Source organism: Inhella sp. (assembly GCF_027532025.1).
GTDB lineage: Bacteria > Pseudomonadota > Gammaproteobacteria > Burkholderiales > Burkholderiaceae_C > Inhella.
Genome location: NZ_JAPZSY010000126.1, coordinates 22,653 through 43,667 on the forward strand (window position 1 = coordinate 22,653; position 21,015 = coordinate 43,667).

General features: G+C 66.4%; 21 protein-coding genes and 1 pseudogene. 15 read left to right on the forward strand and 7 right to left on the reverse strand.

Annotated elements, in window-relative coordinates; genetic code table 11:
- The first annotated feature begins 2 nt into the window (after positions 1 to 2).
- The 13 genes from guaB to O9335_RS15240 all read left to right on the forward strand — a co-directional run bounded on the left by guaB (position 3) and on the right by O9335_RS15240 (position 14,623).
- Positions 3 to 1,469, forward strand: a complete 1,467-nt coding sequence (gene guaB, locus O9335_RS15180; protein WP_298389610.1) for an IMP dehydrogenase — start codon at positions 3 to 5, stop codon at positions 1,467 to 1,469.
- A gap of 52 nt (positions 1,470 to 1,521) precedes the next feature.
- The gene (locus O9335_RS15185) at positions 1,522 to 2,751 is read left to right on the forward strand and encodes an MFS transporter (protein WP_298389612.1); all 1,230 of its coding nucleotides are present in this window, start codon (positions 1,522 to 1,524) and stop codon (positions 2,749 to 2,751) included.
- Positions 2,744 to 4,348: a glutamine-hydrolyzing GMP synthase gene (gene guaA, locus O9335_RS15190; RefSeq protein ID WP_298389649.1), complete on the forward strand. Its 1,605-nt coding sequence runs from the start codon at positions 2,744 to 2,746 to the stop codon at positions 4,346 to 4,348. Before O9335_RS15185 ends, guaA begins: the two co-directional genes overlap by 8 nt.
- A gap of 3 nt (positions 4,349 to 4,351) precedes the next feature.
- Positions 4,352 to 4,567 (forward strand): hypothetical protein, encoded by a 216-nt coding sequence (locus O9335_RS15195; RefSeq protein WP_298389613.1) that lies wholly within the window; start codon positions 4,352 to 4,354, stop codon positions 4,565 to 4,567.
- Entirely contained in the window at positions 4,564 to 5,130 is a 567-nt protein-coding gene (gene tadA / locus O9335_RS15200; RefSeq protein ID WP_298389615.1) for a tRNA adenosine(34) deaminase TadA, read from the forward strand. The genes O9335_RS15195 and tadA overlap by 4 nt, the downstream gene beginning before the upstream one ends.
- The gene (locus tag O9335_RS15205; protein WP_298389617.1) at positions 5,105 to 6,040 is read left to right on the forward strand and encodes an LD-carboxypeptidase; all 936 of its coding nucleotides are present in this window, start codon (positions 5,105 to 5,107) and stop codon (positions 6,038 to 6,040) included. The genes tadA and O9335_RS15205 overlap by 26 nt, the downstream gene beginning before the upstream one ends.
- Before the next feature lie 315 nt (positions 6,041 to 6,355).
- Positions 6,356 to 9,319 carry a TonB-dependent siderophore receptor gene (locus O9335_RS15210; protein WP_298389619.1) on the forward strand — a complete coding sequence of 988 codons (2,964 nt, stop codon included), beginning with the start codon at positions 6,356 to 6,358 and terminating at the stop codon, positions 9,317 to 9,319.
- Positions 9,320 to 9,432: 113 nt separating this feature from the next.
- The gene (locus O9335_RS15215; protein WP_298389621.1) at positions 9,433 to 10,620 is read left to right on the forward strand and encodes an aspartyl/asparaginyl beta-hydroxylase domain-containing protein; all 1,188 of its coding nucleotides are present in this window, start codon (positions 9,433 to 9,435) and stop codon (positions 10,618 to 10,620) included.
- Between the two features lie 237 nt (positions 10,621 to 10,857).
- Complete coding sequence (locus O9335_RS15220; protein WP_298389623.1) at positions 10,858 to 11,502, forward strand: ABC transporter substrate-binding protein; 645 nt, start codon at positions 10,858 to 10,860, stop codon at positions 11,500 to 11,502.
- 87 nt (positions 11,503 to 11,589) lie between these two features.
- Positions 11,590 to 12,384 (forward strand): MotA/TolQ/ExbB proton channel family protein, encoded by a 795-nt coding sequence (locus tag O9335_RS15225; protein WP_298389625.1) that lies wholly within the window; start codon positions 11,590 to 11,592, stop codon positions 12,382 to 12,384.
- Positions 12,385 to 12,412: 28 nt separating this feature from the next.
- Positions 12,413 to 12,844: a biopolymer transporter ExbD gene (locus tag O9335_RS15230; RefSeq protein WP_298389627.1), complete on the forward strand. Its 432-nt coding sequence runs from the start codon at positions 12,413 to 12,415 to the stop codon at positions 12,842 to 12,844.
- Positions 12,845 to 12,867: 23 nt separating this feature from the next.
- On the forward strand, positions 12,868 to 13,287 hold the full coding sequence (locus O9335_RS15235) for a biopolymer transporter ExbD (RefSeq protein ID WP_298389629.1): 420 nt from the start codon (positions 12,868 to 12,870) through the stop codon (positions 13,285 to 13,287).
- An 85-nt stretch (positions 13,288 to 13,372) separates the two neighbouring features.
- Positions 13,373 to 14,623, forward strand: coding sequence for a hypothetical protein (locus O9335_RS15240; protein WP_298389631.1), 1,251 nt, complete (start codon positions 13,373 to 13,375; stop codon positions 14,621 to 14,623).
- Positions 14,624 to 14,715: 92 nt separating this feature from the next.
- Here the strand turns inward: O9335_RS15240 and O9335_RS15245 are convergent, their stop codons facing one another.
- From O9335_RS15245 to O9335_RS15275, 7 genes are all read right to left on the reverse strand, one after another.
- The gene (locus O9335_RS15245) at positions 14,716 to 15,474 is read right to left on the reverse strand and encodes a 3-hydroxyacyl-CoA dehydrogenase (protein WP_298389634.1); all 759 of its coding nucleotides are present in this window, start codon (positions 15,472 to 15,474) and stop codon (positions 14,716 to 14,718) included.
- Between the two features lie 77 nt (positions 15,475 to 15,551).
- Positions 15,552 to 16,208: an adenylate kinase gene (adk, locus tag O9335_RS15250; protein WP_298389636.1), complete on the reverse strand. Its 657-nt coding sequence runs from the start codon at positions 16,206 to 16,208 to the stop codon at positions 15,552 to 15,554.
- A gap of 75 nt (positions 16,209 to 16,283) precedes the next feature.
- Entirely contained in the window at positions 16,284 to 17,036 is a 753-nt protein-coding gene (gene kdsB / locus O9335_RS15255) for a 3-deoxy-manno-octulosonate cytidylyltransferase (RefSeq protein ID WP_298389637.1), read from the reverse strand.
- Positions 17,033 to 17,245, reverse strand: a complete 213-nt coding sequence (locus O9335_RS15260) for a Trm112 family protein (RefSeq protein WP_298389639.1) — start codon at positions 17,243 to 17,245, stop codon at positions 17,033 to 17,035. The genes kdsB and O9335_RS15260 overlap by 4 nt, the downstream gene beginning before the upstream one ends.
- Positions 17,226 to 18,281, reverse strand: coding sequence for a tetraacyldisaccharide 4'-kinase (lpxK, locus tag O9335_RS15265; RefSeq protein ID WP_298389641.1), 1,056 nt, complete (start codon positions 18,279 to 18,281; stop codon positions 17,226 to 17,228). The genes O9335_RS15260 and lpxK overlap by 20 nt, the downstream gene beginning before the upstream one ends.
- The gene (locus O9335_RS15270) at positions 18,278 to 18,697 is read right to left on the reverse strand and encodes a biopolymer transporter ExbD (RefSeq protein ID WP_298389643.1); all 420 of its coding nucleotides are present in this window, start codon (positions 18,695 to 18,697) and stop codon (positions 18,278 to 18,280) included. The genes lpxK and O9335_RS15270 overlap by 4 nt, the downstream gene beginning before the upstream one ends.
- Positions 18,694 to 19,356 (reverse strand): MotA/TolQ/ExbB proton channel family protein, encoded by a 663-nt coding sequence (locus O9335_RS15275; protein ID WP_298389645.1) that lies wholly within the window; start codon positions 19,354 to 19,356, stop codon positions 18,694 to 18,696. Before O9335_RS15275 ends, O9335_RS15270 begins: the two co-directional genes overlap by 4 nt.
- Before the next feature lie 104 nt (positions 19,357 to 19,460).
- Here O9335_RS15275 and xseA point away from each other — a divergent pair, with 104 nt between their 5' ends.
- Both xseA and O9335_RS15285 read left to right on the forward strand, forming a co-directional pair.
- The gene (gene xseA / locus O9335_RS15280; RefSeq protein ID WP_298389647.1) at positions 19,461 to 20,768 is read left to right on the forward strand and encodes an exodeoxyribonuclease VII large subunit; all 1,308 of its coding nucleotides are present in this window, start codon (positions 19,461 to 19,463) and stop codon (positions 20,766 to 20,768) included.
- 23 nt (positions 20,769 to 20,791) lie between these two features.
- Positions 20,792 to 21,015: pseudogene (locus O9335_RS15285) on the forward strand (superoxide dismutase [Fe]); the annotation flags it as partial.

The window sequence follows — 21,015 nt, forward strand, 5'->3', positions numbered from 1 at the left end:
CCATGCGCCTACTCGGCAAAGCGTTGACCTTCGACGATGTGTTGTTGGTCCCTGCGTTCTCCACGGTGTTGCCCCGCGACACCGATCTGTCCACCCAACTGACGCGGAACATCCGCATCAACCTGCCGCTGGTGTCGGCAGCGATGGACACCGTCACCGAAGCCCGCTTGGCCATCGCCATCGCTCAAGAGGGCGGCATCGGCATCGTGCACAAGAACCTGCCGGCCGCGGCGCAAGCCGCCGAGGTGGCGCGCGTGAAGCGCTACGAAAGCGGCGTGCTGCGCGACCCCATCACCATCGGCCCGGACCTCAAGGTCCGCGAGGTGCTGGAGCTCAGCCGACAGCACGGGGTCTCGGGTTTCCCGGTGCTGGAAGGCAAGAAGGTGGTGGGCATCGTCACGGGGCGCGACCTGCGCTTCGAGACGCGCATGGACTTGCCGGTGCGCGAGATCATGACCCCGGCCGAGCGCCTGATCACCATCCGCGAGGGCGGCACCCTCGACGAGGCCAAGGCCCTGCTGCAAAAGCACCGTCTGGAGCGCGTGGTCGTCATCAACGACGCCTTCGAACTCAAGGGCTTGGTCACCGTCAAAGACATCACCAAGCAAACCAGCTTCCCCAACGCCGCCCGCGACGCCCAGGGCAAGTTGCGCGTGGGCGCCGCGGTGGGTTTTGGGGACGACACCGAAGAGCGCGTGGAGCGCTTGGTCAAGGCCGGCGTGGACGTGCTGATCGTCGACACCGCGCACGGCCACAGCGCCGGCGTGGTGGACAAGGTGCGTTGGGTCAAGCAGGCCTACCCCCACATCGACGTCATCGGCGGCAACATCGCCACCGGTGCGGCGGCCAAGGCCCTGGCCGACGCGGGCGCCGACGGCGTGAAGGTCGGCATCGGCCCGGGCTCGATCTGCACCACCCGCATCGTGGCTGGCGTGGGCGTGCCGCAGATCACCGCCATCGACAACGTCGCCAGCGCCCTGCGTGGCTCGGGCGTGCCCGTCATCGCCGACGGTGGCGTGCGTTTTTCGGGCGATTTGGCCAAGGCCATCGCCGCCGGCGCCGACGCCGTGATGATGGGCGGCGCCTTCGCCGGCACCGAAGAGGCGCCGGGCGACCTCATCCTGTACCAAGGCCGCAGCTACAAGAGCTACCGCGGCATGGGCAGCTTGGGCGCCATGGCCAAGGGCAGCGCCGACCGCTACTTCCAAGAGGGCGGCAACAACCCCAACACCAGCAAGCTCGTTCCCGAGGGCATCGAAGGGCAGGTGCCCTACAAGGGCTCGGTGGTGCAGGTGCTCTTCCAGATGGCCGGCGGCCTGCGTGCCTCCATGCACTACTGCGGCTGCGCCAGCATCCGCCAAATGCAGGAGCAGGCGGAATTCGTCGAGATCACCTCGGCCGGCATGCGCGAAAGCCATGTCCACGACGTGCAGATCACCAAAGAAGCGCCCAACTACCGGGCCGAGTAACCACCCAAAGGGACAGGAAGGCGGGGCGAAGGCCCCGCTTGCTGTTTGAGCGATGCGCGACGCCAAAGCCTCGATGGGGTTCATCTTCGCCACGGTGCTGATCGACATGGTCAGCATCGGGCTCATCATCCCAGTGCTGCCCGTCATCGCCGGCAGCTTCAGCCACACCCAGGCCGACCACGCGCTGGCCTACCTGTTGGTGGCTGGCGCCTTTGGTGTGGCCAACTTTTTCGGCGCGCCGGTGCTGGGCGCCTTGTCGGACCAGTACGGCCGCCGGCCCGTCCTGTTGCTGGGTTTCTGCGGCCTGGCGCTGTCGTTTTTCGTGACGGCGGCGGCCACGGCCTTGTGGGTGCTGGTGGCCATTCGCTTGGTCAGCGGCGCCATGCAAGCCAACATCTCGGTGGCCAACGCCTACGTGGCCGACATCACGCCGCCGCAGGAGCGTGCCAAGCGCTTCGGCCAGTTGGGCGCGGCGTTCGGCCTGGGTTTCATCCTCGGGCCTGCCACGGGCGGTCTGTTGGGCAGCATCGACGTGCATTTGCCCTTCATCGTCGCCGGCTGCTTGGCCTTGGTGAACCTGGCCTATGGCTACTTCGTGTTGCCGGAGTCCCTGCCCAGCGATCGCCGTCGCGCGGTGGACTGGCGCAGCGCCAACCCCATCAGCAGCCTCCACAAGCTGGCGCACCTGAAGGGTGTGGGCGTGCTGGTGGTGGTCATCGGTTTGTCCGCCCTGTCGCAATTCATCTTGCACAGCAGCTGGGTGCTGTTCACCACCTTCAAGTTCGGCTGGGGCCCGCAGGAGAACGGGTGGTCGCTGTTCGCTGTGGGCTTGACCTCCGTCGTCGTGCAGGGCTTTTTGCTGTCCCGCATGCTCAGCCACTTCAGCCCGCCGCGGCTGGTCGTGCTGGCTTTGGGGTCCAGCAGCGTGGCCTATTTGGGCTGGGCCATGGCGCCGCAGCCCTGGATGATGTTCGTCATCATCGGGCTCAATGTGTTCGGCTATGCCGCTTCAGCAGCCATCCAGAGCATCGTGTCCAACAGCGTGGACGCCACGCGCCAGGGTGCCACGATGGGGGCCGTGGCTTCGCTCAACAGCCTCATGGCCGTGTTGGGCCCGGTCATCGGACCTGGCCTGCTCACCCTGGTGGCCGAGCTGCCCCGCGACGATTGGCGCCTTGGCGCTCCGTTTTTGTTTTGCGCGGCGCTGCAAGCGCTGGCGCTTGTGTTTGCCCTGCGTTTCCAGCGCACCCATCCCGTCCAACCGGTGAATGCCCATGCATGACAAGGTCTTGATCCTCGACTTCGGCTCCCAAGTCACCCAGCTCATCGCGCGCCGCGTGCGCGAGTCGCAGGTGTATTGCGAGATTCACCCCAACGACGTCAGCGACGATTTCATCCGCGCCTTCAACCCTCGGGCCATCGTCCTCAGCGGCAGCCATGCCAGCACCTACGAAGACCACGAGCTGCGCGCACCAGCCCAGGTGTGGGCACAGGGTGTGCCGGTGCTCGGCATCTGCTACGGGATGCAAACCATGGCCGTGCAGTTGGGCGGCACGGTGAGCTGGAGCGACACCCGCGAGTTTGGCTATGCCGAGGTGCGTGCCCATGGACACACGCAACTGCTCAGCGGCATCGAGGACTTCGCCACGCCCGAGGGCCACGGCATGCTCAAGGTCTGGATGAGTCACGGCGACAAAGTCACCGCACTGCCTCCAGGTTTCAAGCTCATGGCCAGCACGCCCAGTTGCCCCATCGCCGGCATGGCCGACGAGGCGCGTCGCTTCTATGCGCTGCAGTTTCACCCGGAGGTGACGCACACCGTGCAAGGCGCGGCCATGCTGCGTCGCTTCGTGCGCGACATCGCCGGCTGCAAGGGCGACTGGCAAATGGGCTCCTACATCGACGAGGCCGTGGCCAAGATCCGCGAGCAGGTGGGCGACGAGGAAGTCATCCTCGGCCTGTCGGGCGGCGTGGACTCCAGCGTGGCCGCTGCGCTCATTCACCGCGCCATCGGCGACCAACTCACCTGCGTGTTCGTCGACCACGGATTGCTGCGCCTGAACGAAGGCGACATGGTGATGGACATGTTCGCGGGCAAGCTCCACGCCAAGGTCATCCGGGTCGATGCGAGCGAGCTGTTCCTGGGCCAATTGGCCGGCGTGACCGATCCCGAGAAGAAGCGCAAGATCATCGGCGGCCTCTTCGTCGACGTCTTCAAGGCCGAAGCCGCCAAGCTCAAGGCCAGCGGCCAAGGCCACCGGGGTGCCACCTTCTTGGCCCAGGGCACCATCTACCCCGACGTGGTCGAAAGCGGCGGCACCAAGACCAAGAAGGCCACCACCATCAAGAGCCACCACAACGTGGGTGGCCTGCCCGAGCAGCTGGGCCTGAAGCTGCTCGAGCCGCTGCGCGAGCTGTTCAAAGACGAGGTGCGCGAACTGGGCGTGGCCCTGGGCTTGCCGCACGACATGGTCTACCGCCACCCCTTCCCGGGGCCGGGTCTGGGCGTGCGCATCTTGGGCGAGGTCAAGAAAGAGTACGCCGACCTGCTGCGCCGCGCCGACGCGATCTTCATCGAAGAACTGCGCGCCACCAAAGACGCCGCCACGGGCAAGAGCTGGTACGACCTGACCAGCCAAGCCTTCACCGTGTTCCTGCCGGTGAAGAGCGTGGGCGTGATGGGCGACGGCCGCACCTACGACTACGTCGTGGCCCTGCGTGCCGTGCAAACCAGCGACTTCATGACCGCCGACTGGGCCGAGTTGCCCTACGCCTTGCTCAAGCGCGTCAGCGGCCGCATCATCAACGAGGTGCGCGGCATCAACCGTGTCACCTACGACGTGAGCAGCAAGCCCCCCGCCACCATCGAATGGGAGTGACCCATGCGCGCCGCTTTCGGTTTGTTGAGCTTGGTCGTGGTGCTGGGCATCGTCCTGACCCTGGCCAAAAAGCAGTCCACGGCCCAACTCGCACCGCCGTCGGTCTCCGCCTCTGGCGTTGACGGCGGCACCCGCACGACCCGGCCTGAGGCCGTGGGGCAGCAGGTGCAAGACGCGGTCAATGCGGCGGCACAGCGCGCCAGCGACGCGCAACCGTGAGCCTCGACCCCGATCAGGTCCTTCGAGACCAGGGCTTCATGCGCCTGGCGCTGGACCAGGCGCACAACGCCTGGCTGGCTGGGGAGGTGCCGGTGGGCGCCGTCATCGTGCGCCATGGGCAGGTGCTGGCCACCGGCTACAACCGCCCCATCACCACGCACGACCCCACGGCGCACGCCGAGATCGTGGCCCTGCGCCACGCCGCTACGCTGGCGGGCAACTACCGCCTGCCCGAGTGTGAGCTGTTCGTGACACTCGAGCCTTGCGCCATGTGCGCGATGGCGCTGCTGCATGCGCGCTTTTCGCGCATCGTGTTTGCGGCGCCCGACCCCAAAACCGGCGCGGCTGGCTCCGTGGTGGACCTGTTTGCCCAACCCCTGCTGAACCACCACACTCGCTTGCAAGGCGGTGTGTTGGCCGAACCCGCCAGCCGCCTGCTGCGCGACTTTTTTGCCGAGCGTCGCGCCCAGGCGCGCGAGCGGCGCGATGCGCGCCGCGGACTCATCCCCGTGGGCGAAGCCACCGAACTGAGCCCCCATGACGCAAACCCTCACGATCTTTAGCCCGGCTGGTGTGGTGCGCGAAGCCGCTGCCTTGCGGCGCGCCCAAAAGCACCTGGCCCGCTTGGGCTTCGACGCCAGCTTGGACGCCTCGGCCCTGGCCAAGCACCAACGCTTTGCCGGCGACGACGACACCCGCCTTGCCACCTTGCACCGCGTGGCCGCCAGCGGCGTCGACGTGGCTTTGGCCGCCCGCGGTGGCTATGGCATGACCCGCCTGCTCGATCGCCTCGACTGGGCCCTGATCGCGCAATCGATCGCCAACGGCACCCAGTGGGTGGGCCAAAGCGACCTGACGGCCCTTCAGTTGGGCCTGCTGGCCCATGCCAAAGGCTGCGGCCCCACTTGGGCGGGCCCGTTGGCGGCCGACGACTTCGGCCGCACGGCGGAGCAGGGCGGGGTCGATGACATCACCGAGGCCTGCTTTGTCGAAGCCATGCACGAGGAACTGGAAGCCATCGGCTTCAGGGAATCGGGCGCCCCACGGGGCACCTCGCCGCTCGACGGCTTCGAGGCGGAAGGCTTACTGTGGGGCGGCAACCTCAGCATGGTTTGCTCCTTGCTTGGCACCCCGCACTGGCCCCGCATCAAGGGCGGCATCCTCTTTTTGGAGGAGGTCGGCGAGCACCCGTACCGCGTCGAGCGCATGTTGTTGCAGCTCCAGCAGGCCGGCGTTCTCGACGCCCAGCGCGCCGTCTTGATCGGCGACGTCAGCCGCTTCAAGCCCGCGCCCCATGACCGCGGCTACACCTTGAAGACCGCCGTTGCCGCCGTGCAGGCGCGCACCGCCACCCCCTTGCTGATGGGCTTGCCCCACGGCCACGAGGCCACCAAGGTGTGTCTGCCTGTGGGTGCCAAGGCGCAGATGGTGGTTCAGGGGCGCGACGTGCTGCTGGCTTGGGGTCACGTCTGAGGTTTGTGGCACAGGGCGCCGCCCTGCCGCCGCCGCAAAGTCAGCCTCCTCGCCCAGGCAAGGCCTGAAATGTTGCAGTTCGGCAACAAGGCGGCGGCGTTTACACACCAGAAACGCGCATTGATGCCTTTTGAATCAAGGCATTAGCGTGTAGTTCCTGCTGTCCCGGGGTCTTTCCCAGGGGTGCCGCCCGTCATGGCGCATTGAAACTCCGCGCACCTTCAGCCGGGCTCGTTCCGGCTGCAGTGGGGCCTACCGGCCCCGCCAGGCGCCCCAACCCGGGCGCGCGTCATTTCCCCCATGAAGGAGTTCTCCATGTTCAAACGCAAGAGCGTCAACGTCGCCGCTCTCATCGCGCTCGGCGTTGCCGCGCCCGTGTTCGCCCAGCAAGCTGCGCCGGCCCCGGCCCAGCAACTGGAACGTGTCGAAGTCACCGGTTCGCGCATCAAGACGCTGAACACCGAAACCGCTTCGCCCATCATCACCTTGGGCGCAGAAGCCATCAAGGTCGAAGGCAAGCGTGACGTTGAGAGCCTGCTGAACAACCTGCCCCAGGTCTTCGCCGACCAAGGTGGCCAAGTCTCCAACGGTTCGGACGGTACCGCCACCGTCAACCTGCGCAACCTGGGCGCTGACCGCACCCTGGTGCTGATCAACGGCCGCCGCATGCCTGCCGGCAGCCCGCGCTCGCTGCCCACCGACTTGAACCAGATCCCCGTGTCGCTGATCAAGCGCGTGGAAGTGCTGACCGGTGGCGCCTCGGCCGTGTACGGCTCTGACGCCGTGGCCGGCGTGGTGAACTTCGTCATGAACGACAAGTTCGAAGGCGTCGAAGTCGAAGCCAACTACTCGTTCTTCAACCACAACCAGCAAAACAACAAGATCCAGGCTCTGGTGGCTTCGCGTGCCGCGACCAACCCCAGCCAGTACAAGGTGCCCGGCGACATCAGCGCCGACGGCAAGGTCAAGGACTTCAGCCTGACCATGGGCTCCAACTTTGCGGACAACAAGGGCAACGCCACCTTGTTCGTGGGCCGCAAGACCACCGACGCCCTGCTGCAGTCGGAGCGTGACTTCACGGCTTGCGCGCTGAACTACAACCGCAATAACGCCGCCAACGCCTTCGGTGGCTTCACCTGCGGCGGCTCGGGCACCAGCTTCCCTGGTCAGATCTCGGACTTCGCGAACTACGCGTTGACCGTGGCCGATGCCAACGGGACCCCCCGCAACTACTCGGGCGCCACCGATGCCTACAACTTCGGCCCGCTGAACTACTTCCAGCGCCCGAGCACCCGCTACACCGCGGCTGCTTTTGCCCACTACGACATCTCGGACGCCGCCCGCGTTTACGCCGAACTGAACTTCCACGACGACAGCACCGTGGCCCAGATCGCGCCTTCGGGCTCGTTCTTCAACCAAGTCACGGTCTCGTACGAGAACCCGCTGCTGTCGCAAGGTTTCAAGAACGCCTTCCACGCCGCCAACCAGGCGGCTCTGGATGCAAACGGGAACCCGGCGCCTACCAATTTCTTGGCTCCTGGCGATACCCACACGACCTTCATCGGTCGTCGCAACGTCGAAGGCGGTGGCCGTCAAGACGACATCCGTCACACCTCGTACCGCGGTGTGGTCGGCGTGAAGGGCGAGATCAATCCCGCCCTTAGCTACGACGCGTATGCCTTGGTCGGTCGCGTGGTCTACCAAGAGACCTACAAGAACGACTTCTCGATCGCCCGCACGGCCCGCGCGCTGGACGTGGTGTCTGACGCCAACGGCAACGCCGTTTGCCGCTCGGCACTGGACGGCACGGACCCGAATTGCGTGCCTTGGAACATCTGGAAGTTGGGCGGCGTGACGCCGGCGGCCCTGGCCTACGTGCAGACCCCTGGCTTCCAGAAGGGCTACACCTCGACGGCAGTGACCGGCGGCACCATCAGCGGTGACCTGACCGACTACGGCATCAAGAGCCCGATGGCCAGCAGCGGCCTGGGCTTTGCCGTGGGCTTGGAGCGTCGCGTTGAGAAGATGGAACTGAGCACCGACGCCGCCTTCACCACGGGTGATCTGGCTGGCCAAGGTGGCCCGACCATCGGCGTGGGTGGCCAGTACGCCGTGAACGACGTGTTCACCGAACTGCGCATGCCCCTGATCGAGAAGCTGCCCTTCGTCGAGCAGTTGAGCCTGACGGCCTCGTACCGCAAATCGAACTACAGCACCAAGAAGAAGACCGACACCTACGGTCTGGGTCTGGAGTACGCGCCGATCAAGGAAGTCAAGTTCCGCGGTTCGTTCCAGCAAGCCTCTCGTGCTGCCAACGTGGTCGAGTTGTTCGAGGCACAAGGTCTGGGTCTGTACGATAACGATCAGGACCCTTGTGCTGGCGACTTCAATGCAGCCACTGATACGCCCGCGCCCACGCGGTCCGCGGCAGAGTGCGCGCGCACTGGGGTTTCTGCGGCCCAGTACGGCACGATCCCGATTAGCCCGGCCGGCCAGTACAACCAGATCGGTGGCGGCAACCCCAACCTGACGCCTGAAACTGCCAAGTCCACCACCTTTGGTGTGATCCTCCAGCCGATGCGCAACACCAGCGTGTCGTTGGATTACTTCAACATCAAGGTGAAGGACACGATCGGCACCCGCGGCGCCGTGAACATCCTGGAGGAGTGCTTGGACACCGGCGCTTCGAGTTCGTGCAGCTTGATCAAGCGCGACTCGGTGGGGTCGCTCTGGCTGACGCCGAACGCCTACATCGTCAACACCAACTTCAACATTGGTCAAGTCGAGACGGAAGGCGTTGACATCGCCGCTGACAGCACCTTCAAGCTGGGCGAGTGGGGCAGCCTGAACACCAGCATCGTTGGCACGTACCTCAACAAGTACGTTGAAGGCGCTGGTGGTGACGATTGCGCTGGCAAGTTCGGCGACGGCAACTGCGGCACGCCGCTGCCGAAGTGGCGCCACAAGCTGCGTTTCAGCTGGAGCACGCCTTGGGGCATGAACCTGGCTGCCACGCTGCGTCACATCGACTCGGTTAAGCACGACAACCCCGCGTCGACCGCTCAGGTCGCTTCGCTGGCCGCGCGTGACTACCTGGACCTGGCCGCGTCGTACAAGCTGACGAAGAACGTGACCATCCGTGCCGCGGTGAACAACCTGCTGGACAAGGATCCCCCGATCCGCACGAACGGCGCTGGCTTCACCAACGGCAACACCTACCCGCAGGTGTACGAGGCCAACGGTCGCCAGATCTCGCTGAACGTCACGGCCAAGTTCTAAGCTTGCCGAACGCACCTGTCGCCCCTGGGGGCGGCAGGGACCCTCAAGGGCCGCCTCGTGCGGCCCTTTTTCATGGATGCTCGCCCGAGGGCATCGATCACCTTCTACTGCCCATGAGCGAATCCTCCAACGAAGCCCAAGGCCGAGCACTTGACGGTGTGCAATGGCTGCGCCAACGGCAGTTCGCCGCGGCGGCCGAGTGCTTCCGCGAGAGCTTGCAACTGGACCCCTCCGTCACCCCGGTGTGGCTGCACCTGGCCATGGCCGAGCGCGGCCTCGGGCGCCGCGACGAAGAAGGCCTGGCGCTCACCAAGGCGCTGGAGACCCATCCGTTCGACCTGATGGCCTTGTTGCTCAAGGGCAACTGGTTGGAGCGCGGCGGCCAGCCGCACGCGGCGGTGAAGGTGTACCGCGGGGCCCTGACCGTGGCCGAGCAATCGCCGGCCGCGGTGTCGCCCGATCTGCAGCCCCTGCTGGACCGGGCTCGGCGTTTCGCGGCCACGTACCAGGCCGACTACAGCGCCTTTCTTGACCAACAGATGGCCGCCGCGGCCGAGGGCCTGGCGCCCGAGGAGCTGGCTCGCTTTTGGCAGACCCTGGACATCCACCTCGGCCGGCGGCAGCGCTTTGACCCGCAGCCCATGGGCCTGTTCTACGCCCGCTTGGCCCCGACCGAATTCTTCGAGCGCAGTCGCTTCCCATGGATCGAGGGCTTGGAGGCCCAAACCGCGGACATCCGGGCGGAGTGCTTGGCGGCCTTGGGCGACGAGGCGCACATCACGCCCTACCTGGATTACGACCCCGACCAACCCCTGCAGCAGTGGGCGGAGCTGAACCGCAACCCGCGCTGGAGCGCCTACCACCTGCTCAAGGATGGGCTGCCCTTGCAGCCCAACGCATCACGCTGTCCGCGCACTTTGGCGGCCCTGGCGGCTGTGGACCAACCGGTGCAGCAGGGGCGCACGCCAGTGGCCATGTACTCCTTGTTGAAGCCGCGCACCCACATCCCACCCCACGTGGGCATCAGCAACGCGCGCCTAGTGGCGCACCTGCCCTTGGTGGTGCCGCGCGACTGCGCCCTCCGCGTGGGGAGTACCACCCACGCCTGGCGACCCGGCGAGGTCTGCGTGTTCGACGACACCATCGAGCACGAGGCCTGGAACCGCAGCGACGAGCTGCGGGCTGTGTTGATCTTCGACGTGTGGCACCCGGACCTGAACGAGGCCGAGCGGCGCATGATCAGTGCGCTGGCGAGGGCCACCGACGCATTCACCGGCGCCGCCGCCGCCATGCCCTTATGACTTCGTTCCTGACCGATCGGTCGACCTAGAGACTAACCCTAGTCCAGATGGGGTGGTCGACTTCGTATGATGCTGAGCTTTGCCGTAACTGAGTTACATGGGTTTGCGCGCTGCAGACTAGGACTTCTCAGGGTGGCGGCAAGAAAAAGCCGTGGCACATTGGGCTCGGTGAACATGAGGGTCGGTGCGCGCTGGCACGCCGGCTCACGACGGGACTTCGGTTGAGAAGGAGTGCGCATGGAGTTTGCGCAAGAGAACAAAGCCAGCACGCGCACGATGGCCTTCGTGGTCGTGGTGGCGTTGCACGTTTTGCTGATCTGGGCCTTGGCCTCGGGTCTGGCGAAGAAGATCGTCAAGGCCGTGACCGATCCGATCGAAACGGAGGTCATCGAAGAGGTCAAGCCGCCGCCGCCGCCGCCGGAAAAGATCGTTCCGCCCCCCCCCGATCTCAAGACGCCACCGCCGCCGTTCGTGCCGGTGCCTGAGATTCAAGTTCAGGCGCCTCCGCCCCCGGCCGCGATCCAGTCGCCCACGTCCAACGATCCGCCGCCCGTGCGGACGGTGCAGGCCCAGGCTCCCGCCCCGGCGCCCGCGCCCGTGGCAGCGCCGCGTCCTGCCGGTCCCGTGCAAGTCGGTATCGTGTGTACCGAGCGTCCGAAGCCCGAGATTTCCGTCCAATTGGAGGGTGATGCCGAGTTCTCGGTGCTGATGACGATCGCCAACGGCAAAGTGGTGGCTCGCCAAGTGACCGTCAGGCGCGGTTTGAGCGACCGTCGCGCGCAGCGTTCGCTGATTGCCTCGATCGAAGCGGCCACCGCACAGTACAAGTGCGGCACCTTCGAAGGGCAGGCCACGCAAGACTTCTTGTTCAAGGCCGAATAAGCCGAGTTTCCAGCGCGGGGGTCCGCCCCCGAACCCGTTTTCGTTGATGAGCCCACCCGGGCCTGCTTCCCTCTCAGGAGCTTTTCTATGTTTTCTCGTCTTTCTGCTCTGATCGCGACCCTGGTTGTCGCTGCCTCGCTGGTGGTTGCCCCGGCTCACGCCCAGGACGCCGCTTCGGCCCCGGTCGCCGAGCAGACCGCTGCCGCCCCCGCAGCCAACGACAACCCCTACGGCTTGATGAACCTCATCAAGAACGGTCACGCGGTGGACCAGGCGGTTCTGGTGCTGCTGCTGATCATGTCGGCCGGTTCGTGGTTCATCACCTTCACCAAGTTGTACGACCAGTACAAGGTTGGCAAAGACATCTCTGACGCCCGCGCCGCCTTCTTCAAGAAGCCGACGCTTGCCGATGGCGTGAAGGCGCTGCGCGAGGGCACTGCCGCGCGCTACATCGCGCAAACCGCGGTGGAAGCCGGTGAGCATCACGAAGGCAACCTGACCGAGAACATCGACCGCAACACCTGGGTGACGATGAACATCGACCGCGCGGTGGGCGACGTCAGCAGCAAGATGGGTTCGGGTCTCGGCTTCCTGGCCACCGTGGGTTCGACCAGCCCCTTCATCGGCCTGTTCGGCACGGTGTGGGGCATCTTGAACGCCCTGACCGCCATCGGTGTGGCCGGCCAAGCGTCGATCGACAAGGTGGCCGGCCCTGTGGGTGCTGCGCTGATCATGACCGCCATCGGTCTGGCCGTCGCGGTGCCGGCGGTGATCGGCTACAACTGGCTGCTGAACCGCAACAAGGCCGTGCTGGCCCAAGTGCGTGCCTTCGCGGGCGACCTGCACGGCGTGCTGATGGGCAGCCGTCAAGTCAAGCGCTGAGTCTCGGTCACAGGTCAGGAGTCCCGCCATGGGCATGAATGTCGGAAGTCCCGACGACGGCGAAGAGTCGCTCAACTCCGCCATCAACACCACGCCTTTGGTGGACGTGATGCTGGTGCTGTTGATCATCTTCTTGATCACCATCCCGGTGGTGACCCAGTCGGTCAACCTCTCGCTGCCGAAGGAAACGAACCAGGCTCGCAAGACCAAGCCCGAGAACATCGAGCTGGCGGTGACCAAGGACGGCGAGATCTACTGGAACACGGCCAACGTGCCCAACGTCGAGGCCTTGAAGGACCGTCTTCGTGGCATCGCCACGATGAATCCCCAGCCCGAAGTGCACATCCGAGGCGACGAGAAGACGCGCTACGAGTCGGTTGGCCGCGTCATTCTGGCTGCACAGCAGGTCGGCATCCTGAAGGTCAGTTTCGTCACCGAGCCGCCGGCTCGTGGCGGCTGACGCCGGGTGTGAAGGAGTAAAGCATGGGAATGAACGTAGGCTCGGGATCGAGTGAGCCGGAAGTGATCCTTGACGTCAACACGACGCCGCTGATCGACGTGATGTTGGTGCTGTTGGTGATGCTGATCATCACCATCCCGATCCAACTGCATGCCGTGAATCTGGACATGCCGGTGCCCAACCCCAACCAGCCGCAGACCGAGCCGAAGGTGGTCGAGATCTTCATCGACTTCGACGGCCAACTGTCCTGGAACGCCGAGCCCATCGACCGAGCCACGCTCGAACAGCGCATGCAGGTGGCCACGACCGAGGCAGACCAGCCCGAAGTCCACATCAAGCCGCACAAGCTGGTGGACTACGGCCACGTCGCTCACGTCATGGCCACGGCGCAGCGCTTGGGCTTGAAGAAACTGGGCATGGTGGGCAACGAGCAGTTCCTTTGAGCTGCTTGCGCGCCTGACCCCGCACACACCGCTGCCTGTGGTTGGCTCCAACCGAGGCAGCGTTTTTCTTTTCGGAAGGATGGACATGAAACTCAAGACCTTGGTGGCCGTGATGGCTGGGGCTTTGGCCCTGACGTTGGGCCAGACCCCGGACGGCAGCCTGGGCTGGGCGGCGGTGGCGGCCCAGGAAAAGGTGAGCGCCGAGGTGGGCAAGCACCTGCAAGCTGTGCAAGGCTTGCTCAAGGGCGGCAAATTCCGCGAGGCTTTGGCCAAGCTGAAAGACGCTGAAGCGGTGCCTAACCGCAACGCTGGCGAAAACGCCGTCATCGAGCAAATGCGTTTCGCCGGCGCCCAGGGTGCCGGTGAGCCGGACACGATGGTGCGCGCCTTTGAAGCCTTGAAGGGCGCAGGTCGCCTGTCCGGTCCGCAAAACTTGCAGTACCTGGAAGCCATTGCTGGCACGTACTCCCGCCTCAACCAGCATCCCAAAGCCCTGCAATGGTCGAACCGCTACTTTGCCGAAGGCGGCAACAGCGCGACGATGAAGCAGGTGCAAACGGCCGCGCAGTACTACAGCGGCGACATGGGCGCCATCATCAAGGCCACGTCGGCCGAAATCGCTGCCACCGAGAAGGCTGGCGGTGTGCCCGCCCGTGACAAGCTGGAACTCTTGATGTCGGCGGCTTCTCGCGCCAAGGACTCCGCCACGGAAACCCAGGCCGCAGAAAAGCTGCTCACCTACTACCCCAGCAAAGAGCGTTGGGCAGACGTCATTTCGCGGGTGCAGAGCAACAAGAATTTTTCCTCGCGTTTCCAACTGGACATGCTGCGACTGCGGCTGGCCACGGGCAACATGCGCGGTGAAGCCGACTACATGGAGTTGGCCCAACTGGCGGGTGGCAATGGCTTCCCGGACGAGGGCATGAAGGCTGTCGAGGCCGGCTTTGCAGCGGGCGTGCTGGGCCAGGGCGGCGATGCGGCCCGCCACGAGCGCCTGAAGAAGTTCATGGCCCAAAAGGTGGCTGACGCCAAGTCGGCCTTCCCGGCGGCAGAGGCTGCCGCCCGCGACACGCGCGACGGCAACGGTTTGATTCCGCTGGGCTTGCAGTTGGCGCAGCGCGGCGAGGCCGCCAAAGGCGTGGCGATGATCGAGGCCGGCATTGCCAAGGGCAACCTCAAGCGGGAGGACGACGCCAAGCTCTACCTGGGCATGGCGCAGTTCTTGGCAGGCGAAACGGCCAAGGCCCAGGCCACGTGGCGAGGTGTCAGAGGCAGCGATGGATCAGGCGACATCGCTCGGCTGTGGTCCGTTTACGCGCGGCAATCGAAGAAGTAAGTCCGCTTCGGGCGCTTCAGCCCCTCAGCCAACGGCCCCCTCGAGGGGCCGTTGGCTTTTTTGTTTGCAAGCCGCCGGTGCGCTTCCGAAGGTCATTTGGGTGCCAAGCGAATGGCACCATCCAAACGGATCACTTCGCCATTCAACATCTCGTTGGTGACGATGGCGTGGACGAGTTTGGCGTAGTCGTCTGGCGCACCCAAGCGCGATGGGAAGGGCACATTGGCGGCCAGGGCGTCCTGCACTTCTTGCGGCATGCCGAACAGCATCGGGGTGCCGAAGATGCCTGGGGCGATCGTCATGTTGCGGATGCCGTGTCGGGCCAGATCGCGGGCGATCGGCAAGGTCATGCCCACCACGCCGCCTTTGCTGGCGGCGTAGGCCGCCTGTCCGATTTGGCCGTCGTAAGCGGCGATGGAGGCGGTGCTGATGAGCACCCCGCGCTCGCCGGTGGGCTCCGGTTCGTTGCGGGCCATGGCGGTGGCCGCGACGCGGATCATGTTGAAGCTGCCCACCAGGTTGATGTTGATCACCTTGCTGAACAGGTCCAGGGCATGCGGTCCGTCTTTCCCCACGGTGCGTGCGGCTGGCGCGATGCCGGCACAGTTCACCAAGCCGGCGAACTTGCCGAGGCTCACGGCAGTGTCGATGGCCCGCTGGGCGTCGTCGGCCTGGGTCACGTCACAACGCACGAAGCGACCGCCGATGGATTGCGCCACGGCTTCACCGCGTTCGGTTTGAAGATCGGCGATGACGACTTGCGCGCCTTCACGCGCCAGCATGCGGGCGGTGCCTTCGCCCAGTCCGCTGGCGCCGCCGGTCACGACGAAAACCTTGCCTGCGATGTCCATGGTTCACTCCTGATGGGATGGAAACAAAACTGGGTCGCTTTTGGCGACCCAGTCGGGGGTGGGGGCCTGACAGCCGGTCAGGCTTGAAGGGCCTTCAAGGCAGCCTGGGTGATGTCGTCCACGCTGCCCACGCCGGCAATGCGGCGGTACTGGGGGGCTTGGGCGTCGCCGGTTGCAGCCCATTGGGCGTAGTAGTCGACCAAGGGGCGGGTTTGGGCCTGGTACACGTCCAAGCGCTTGCGCACGGTTTCTTCCTTGTCGTCGTCGCGTTGGATCAGGTCTTCGCCGGTCTCGTCGTCCTTGCCTGCCACTTTGGGTGGATTGAAGGTGACGTGGTAGGTGCGACCCGAGCCGGGGTGCACGCGGCGGCCGCTCATGCGGTCGATGATGGCGCTGTCGGGCACGTCGATCTCCAGCACGAAGTCGAGCTTGACGCCGGCGGCCTTCATCGCGTCGGCTTGAGGGATGGTGCGGGGGAAGCCGTCGAACAGGAAGCCTTGCGCGCAGTCGGGCTGGGCGATGCGTTCCTTGACGAGGCCGATGATGATGTCGTCGCTGACCAAGCCGCCGCTGTCCATCACGGCCTTGGCCGCCAGGCCGAGCGGGGTGCCGGCCTTGACCGCCGCGCGCAGCATGTCGCCGGTGGAGATTTGCGGGATGCCGAAATGCTTGCAGAGGAAGGCGGCTTGGGTGCCTTTGCCAGCGCCCGGGGCGCCCAAGAGGATCAGTCGCATGGTGTCCTGTGAGAAGTCGGGCCCCGTTTTGGGGCGGGGCAGGATAGCACGCAGGTCCTGGCGGTTGGCTTGCGGCTAGCCCGTAGCCAGCAGGGCGCGCACGCGAGCCAAATCTTCGAGGGTGTCGACGCCGGGGCCGGGTCGCAGGGCGCTGGTGTGCACCGCGATTCGGTGCCCATGCCAAAGCACGCGAAGCTGTTCGAGGGACTCGATCCGCTCCAGCGGGCTGGGGGGCAGTTGGGGGAAGCCGCGCAGGAAGCCAGCGCGGTAGGCATACAGGCCAACGTGCCGCCACACCGCGCCCCGCGCTGGTGCCGCGGCCTCGGGGCCATCGCGCCACCAGGGGATGGGGGCTCGGCTGAAGTAGAGGGCGCGCCCCGCGGCGTCGGTGACCAGCTTGACGACGTTGGGATTGCGGAACTCGTCGGCGTCGTCGATGGCATGGGCCACCGTGGCCATGGGGCAGTCGGGGTGGGCGACCAAAGTGGCGGCGCAGGCCGAGATCATGTCGGGTTCGATGAGGGGCTCGTCGCCTTGCACGTTCACCACCACCGCGTCGTCGGCCAGGCCGAGCCGTGTGGCGGCCTCGGCGAGACGGTCTGAGCCGCTGGGGTGGTCGACCCGGGTCAGCAGGGCGTGCACGCCATGGGCTTGGCAGGCGGCTTGAATGCGTGGGTCGTCGCAGGCCACGACCACTTGCTCGGCGCCGCTCAACGCGGCGCGCTCGGCCACGCGCACCACCATGGGCTTGCCGTGCAAGTCAGCCAGGGGCTTGTCCGGCAGGCGGCTCGAGCCCATGCGGGCCGGAACGATGACGTGGAAGCTCACGGCGCTGGGGCGGCTGGGGCGGCTGGGGCCGATGGGGCTGGGTCCAAGCTGCGGGCTTCGCTCTCCAGCATCACGGGAATGCCATCGCGCACCGGGAAGGCCAGGCGGTCGGCGGGGCAAACGAGCTCGTGACGCTCGGTGGGCGAGACCCACTGCAAGGGGCCTTTGCACAGCGGGCAAACGAGGAGGTCAAGCAGTCGTGGGTCCATGGGGCGAGCCGTTGGAGGGTGGTGTGTCAAGCCAGGGGCGCAAGGCCTCGCGCAAGGCGCGCTCGAATTCGGGCGGCGCGCTCAAGTCTAGGGGCACGACCCAGACGCGCGGACGTTTTGGCAGGCGATGCGGGTCGAGCTTGATGGCGTCTTTTTCCGTCACCAGCACGTCCTCGGCCTCAGGCGGCCAGGGCAGGACCTGCCAATCGGCATGGTCGGGCAAGGGCAGGGGACTCACGCTCAGGCCCTGAGCGCGCAGCATCTCGAAGAAGCGCTCCGGCTGCGCCAGGCCGGCGGCGGCCCACAGCCTGCGACCTTGGAATTGCGTCAGCGCTTGCCGCCGCGAGGGGGTGCCAGCCCACCAGTCGGCCAGCGGCCACGCGGCCCCGAGTTGCCGCTCGGCGACGAAGCCCGGCAGGGGCGTCGAGGCGATGCCGTCGGCGTACAGCACCAGGCCGTCGGCACGACAGCCGGGCAATGGACGGTGGGGGCGGTCTTGGCGCAGCGGCCCGGCCGGCAGCAGCCAGCCGTTGCCCAAGCCGCGTCGGTCGAAGACCAGCACGGTGAAGTCGCGGGCCAGGGCGTGGTGCTGCAAGCCGTCATCGCTCAGCACGATTTGCAACTCGGGGTGAGCCGTCAGCAGGGCGGCGGTGGCGTCGGCCCGGCGTTCGCCGACGGCCAGCGGCACGCCCGTGCGGCGCCGGATGAGCAGGGGTTCGTCGCCGAGGGTGGCGGCGTCGCTGTCGCTGCGGGCCAGGTGCACCCCCCGGCTGCGTCGACCGTAGCCCCGTGACACCACGCCCACCCGCACGCCCCAGGACTGCAGCAGCCCGATGATCAGCAGCAAGGTCGGCGTCTTGCCAGCGCCGCCGACGATCCAGTTGCCCACGACCACCACGGGGACGCTGGGTCTGTAGGGTGGAGACAGCCGGTAAAAAACGCGTTGCAAGGCCGTGAGGCCACGCAGAATTTGGCTGAGTGGCCACAGCAGGTGGGCCACCCAGCCGCGGCGCAGCCAGGCGGCCGGCAGGCTCACGGCGTGGGCGTGTGCTGGGCGGCGTAGGCGATGCGGGCCAGGCCCACGCTGCGCGCCGCGTCGAGCACGTTGAGCACACGCTGGTGCGGGGCCAGGGCATCGGCGGCAACGACGATCTGGGCGTCGGTCCGTTGCTGGGCCGCCTCGCGCAGGGCAGCCGCCAGGACGGGCACTTCCACCGGCCCCAGGGCGTTGCCGTTCACGGCGTAGCGCCCGTCGGCGCTGACGCTGACGATGATTTCCAGCGGCTGCGTTTTCGGCGGTGCCGAGCCCGCGGAGGGCAGCGTGAGCTCCAGCGCGGTGTAGCGGCTGAAGCTGGTGCTCAGCATCAGGAAGATGAGCACGACCAAAAGCACGTCGATGAAGGCGATGAGGTTCACCTCCGGCTCGTCGCGGTGGCGATGGCGGAACTTCATGCTGGGCCAGTCGCGCCGGGCTGGCGGGCCTGCCGCATGGCCGCGTGGGTGTGATGCGTCAATTGGCCGTAGAGGCGTTCGGCAGCGGCTTCGAGCTCCAGCTCATAGGCTTCCACCTTGGCGCGGAAATGACGGTGCGCCACCAGAGCAGGGATAGCGACGATCAGGCCGAAGGCGGTGTTGTAGAGCGCGATGGAGATGCCGTGGGCCAACTGGGCCGGGTTGCCGGTGCCGGGGGCTTGGCTGCCGAAGATTTCGATCATGCCCACCACCGTGCCGAGCAGGCCCAGCAGCGGCGCGGCCGTGGCGATGGTGCCCAGCGCGGTGAGGAATCGCTCCAGGGCGTGCACCACGCGGCGGCCAGTCATCTCCATCACCTGGCGCAAACGTGCGTCAGGGATGGTGGGGTCTTCGATGACCGCGCGCAAACCGGCCGACAGCAACTGCCCCAACAGGGACGTTTGGGCCAGCCGGTCGGCCACGTCGATGCCGGGCAACTGCTTGGCGTCGAAGCGATCGAGGTCGTTCAGCAAGGCCTCCGGCACCACCTGAGCGCTGCGAAGGCTCCAAGCCCGCTCGAAGATGAGGGCCAAGGCCAACACGGAACACAACAACAGCGGCCAAATGGGCCAGCCCGCGGCTTGTACGATGGAGAGCAACTCTGGCTCCTCAGTGAACGGGGAACGGGGTGCCGCCAGCAGCGGCACGTCGGCGCGGCATTATGGCGATGCCCCGGCGATGTGCGCTCATCCACCCACTTTCCATGACCGACACCGCATCCCCCACCTGGCGCGTGGCCGACTTGCTGGCCGCCTTGAGCGGCACTTTGGCGCGGCAGTTTGCGGGCGTCACCGTGGAAGGAGAACTCAGTGGGTTCACCCGTGCAGCCTCGGGGCACTGCTATTTCAGTTTGAAGGACGCCGACGGGGCGCCCGCCTTGATCCGCGCGGCGCTGTTTCGGCGTTCGGCCGCTGAGTTGCGCTTTGCGCCCCAGGACGGACAGCGTGTTCGCGCCATCGGGCGCTTGGCCGTGTACGAGCCGCGTGGTGAGTTGCAGTTCGTTGCCGAGACCCTGGCGCCGGCGGGCGCCGGAGCGCTGTACGAGCAGTTCTTGCGACTGAAGGCCCAGTTGGAGCGCGAAGGCTGCTTTGACCCCTCGCGTCAGCGAGCGCTGCCCGCGCACCCTCGAAGGCTGGGGGTGGTGACTTCCCGTGCTGGGGCGGCACTGCACGACGTCTTGACGGCCTTGGCCCGCCGGGCGCCGCATGTGGAGGTGGTGCTGTACCCCAGCCCGGTGCAGGGGGCCGAGGCACCGGCGCGGTTGCGACAGGCCTTGGCCGTGGCCAACGCGCGCGCCGAGGTGGATGCCTTGCTCTTGGTGCGTGGGGGCGGCTCCATGGAGGACCTGTGGGCCTTCAACGACCCCGAGCTGGTGCGGGCCGTGGCGGCGTCCCGCCTTCCCGTGGTGTGTGGGGTGGGCCACGAGACCGATCTGACCCTGTGCGACTTGGCGGCTGATTTGCGGGCGCCCACCCCCACGGCGGCGGCCGAACTGGCAGCTCCGCAGCGCGAGACGCTGCAACGCGCCCTGGACGGCTGGCAACAACTGCTGCAAGACCGCCTGCACCGGCGCCTGGACTTGCAGGCGCAACGGCTGGACCGTGCCGCGTTGCGGCTGGCCAGGCCAACGCAGGCCTTGTCCCGCGAGCGCATGCGCTTGTTGGCCCTGGCGCAGCGCCTCAACCGGGCCATGGAGCAACGCTTGGACCGCGCGCCGCGGGCCTTGGAGGCGCTCGAGCAGCGAGCCCGCCAAGCCCTGCATCGTCAAACGGAGCGCCAGAGCCAGCGCTTGGCCCAGGCCCAGCACCGCCTGGAGGCTTTGGCGCCTCAGCGCACCCTGAGTCGCGGCTTTGCTTACCTGAGCGATGAACACGGCCAGGCGCTGACACGGGCCGAGCAATTGCAGGTGAGCCAGCGTGTTCATGCCACTTTGGCCGATGGTGCAGCTGCCCTGCGGGTCGAGGCGGTGACCCTGCCGCTGTTGGGGGCGCAGGCGGGCTCCCTAAAATGAAGAAATCTCAACTGGAGCCCTCCATGGAACACGTTTTGCCCCCGCTGCCCTACGCCAAAGACGCCCTGGCCCCGTTTTACAGCGTTGAAACGCTGGAGTTCCACCACGGCAAGCACCACAACGCCTACGTGGTCAACCTGAACAACCTGCAAAAGGGCACCGAGTTCGAATCGATGACGCTCGAAGAGATCGTCCAGAAGAGCTCGGGCGGCATCTACAACAACGCCGCGCAGATCTGGAACCACAC

What these genes read in the sequence shown, in the direction of transcription:
- O9335_RS15260 (WP_298389639.1), bottom strand. Translation starts at nt 17,245, where the DNA reads ATGGACCCACGACTGCTTGACCTCCTCGTTTGCCCGCTGTGCAAAGGC.
- O9335_RS15195 (WP_298389613.1), top strand. Translation starts at nt 4,352, where the DNA reads ATGCGCGCCGCTTTCGGTTTGTTGAGCTTGGTCGTGGTGCTGGGCATC.
- O9335_RS15245 (WP_298389634.1), bottom strand. Translation starts at nt 15,474, where the DNA reads ATGGACATCGCAGGCAAGGTTTTCGTCGTGACCGGCGGCGCCAGCGGA.
- O9335_RS15220 (WP_298389623.1), top strand. Translation starts at nt 10,858, where the DNA reads ATGGAGTTTGCGCAAGAGAACAAAGCCAGCACGCGCACGATGGCCTTC.
- O9335_RS15215 (WP_298389621.1), top strand. Translation starts at nt 9,433, where the DNA reads ATGAGCGAATCCTCCAACGAAGCCCAAGGCCGAGCACTTGACGGTGTG.
- guaA (WP_298389649.1), top strand. Translation starts at nt 2,744, where the DNA reads ATGCATGACAAGGTCTTGATCCTCGACTTCGGCTCCCAAGTCACCCAG.
- O9335_RS15230 (WP_298389627.1), top strand. Translation starts at nt 12,413, where the DNA reads ATGGGCATGAATGTCGGAAGTCCCGACGACGGCGAAGAGTCGCTCAAC.
- O9335_RS15185 (WP_298389612.1), top strand. Translation starts at nt 1,522, where the DNA reads ATGCGCGACGCCAAAGCCTCGATGGGGTTCATCTTCGCCACGGTGCTG.
- xseA (WP_298389647.1), top strand. Translation starts at nt 19,461, where the DNA reads ATGACCGACACCGCATCCCCCACCTGGCGCGTGGCCGACTTGCTGGCC.
- guaB (WP_298389610.1), top strand. Translation starts at nt 3, where the DNA reads ATGCGCCTACTCGGCAAAGCGTTGACCTTCGACGATGTGTTGTTGGTC.
- O9335_RS15240 (WP_298389631.1), top strand. Translation starts at nt 13,373, where the DNA reads ATGAAACTCAAGACCTTGGTGGCCGTGATGGCTGGGGCTTTGGCCCTG.
- O9335_RS15270 (WP_298389643.1), bottom strand. Translation starts at nt 18,697, where the DNA reads ATGAAGTTCCGCCATCGCCACCGCGACGAGCCGGAGGTGAACCTCATC.
- O9335_RS15235 (WP_298389629.1), top strand. Translation starts at nt 12,868, where the DNA reads ATGGGAATGAACGTAGGCTCGGGATCGAGTGAGCCGGAAGTGATCCTT.
- adk (WP_298389636.1), bottom strand. Translation starts at nt 16,208, where the DNA reads ATGCGACTGATCCTCTTGGGCGCCCCGGGCGCTGGCAAAGGCACCCAA.
- O9335_RS15205 (WP_298389617.1), top strand. Translation starts at nt 5,105, where the DNA reads ATGACGCAAACCCTCACGATCTTTAGCCCGGCTGGTGTGGTGCGCGAA.
- O9335_RS15210 (WP_298389619.1), top strand. Translation starts at nt 6,356, where the DNA reads ATGTTCAAACGCAAGAGCGTCAACGTCGCCGCTCTCATCGCGCTCGGC.
- O9335_RS15225 (WP_298389625.1), top strand. Translation starts at nt 11,590, where the DNA reads ATGTTTTCTCGTCTTTCTGCTCTGATCGCGACCCTGGTTGTCGCTGCC.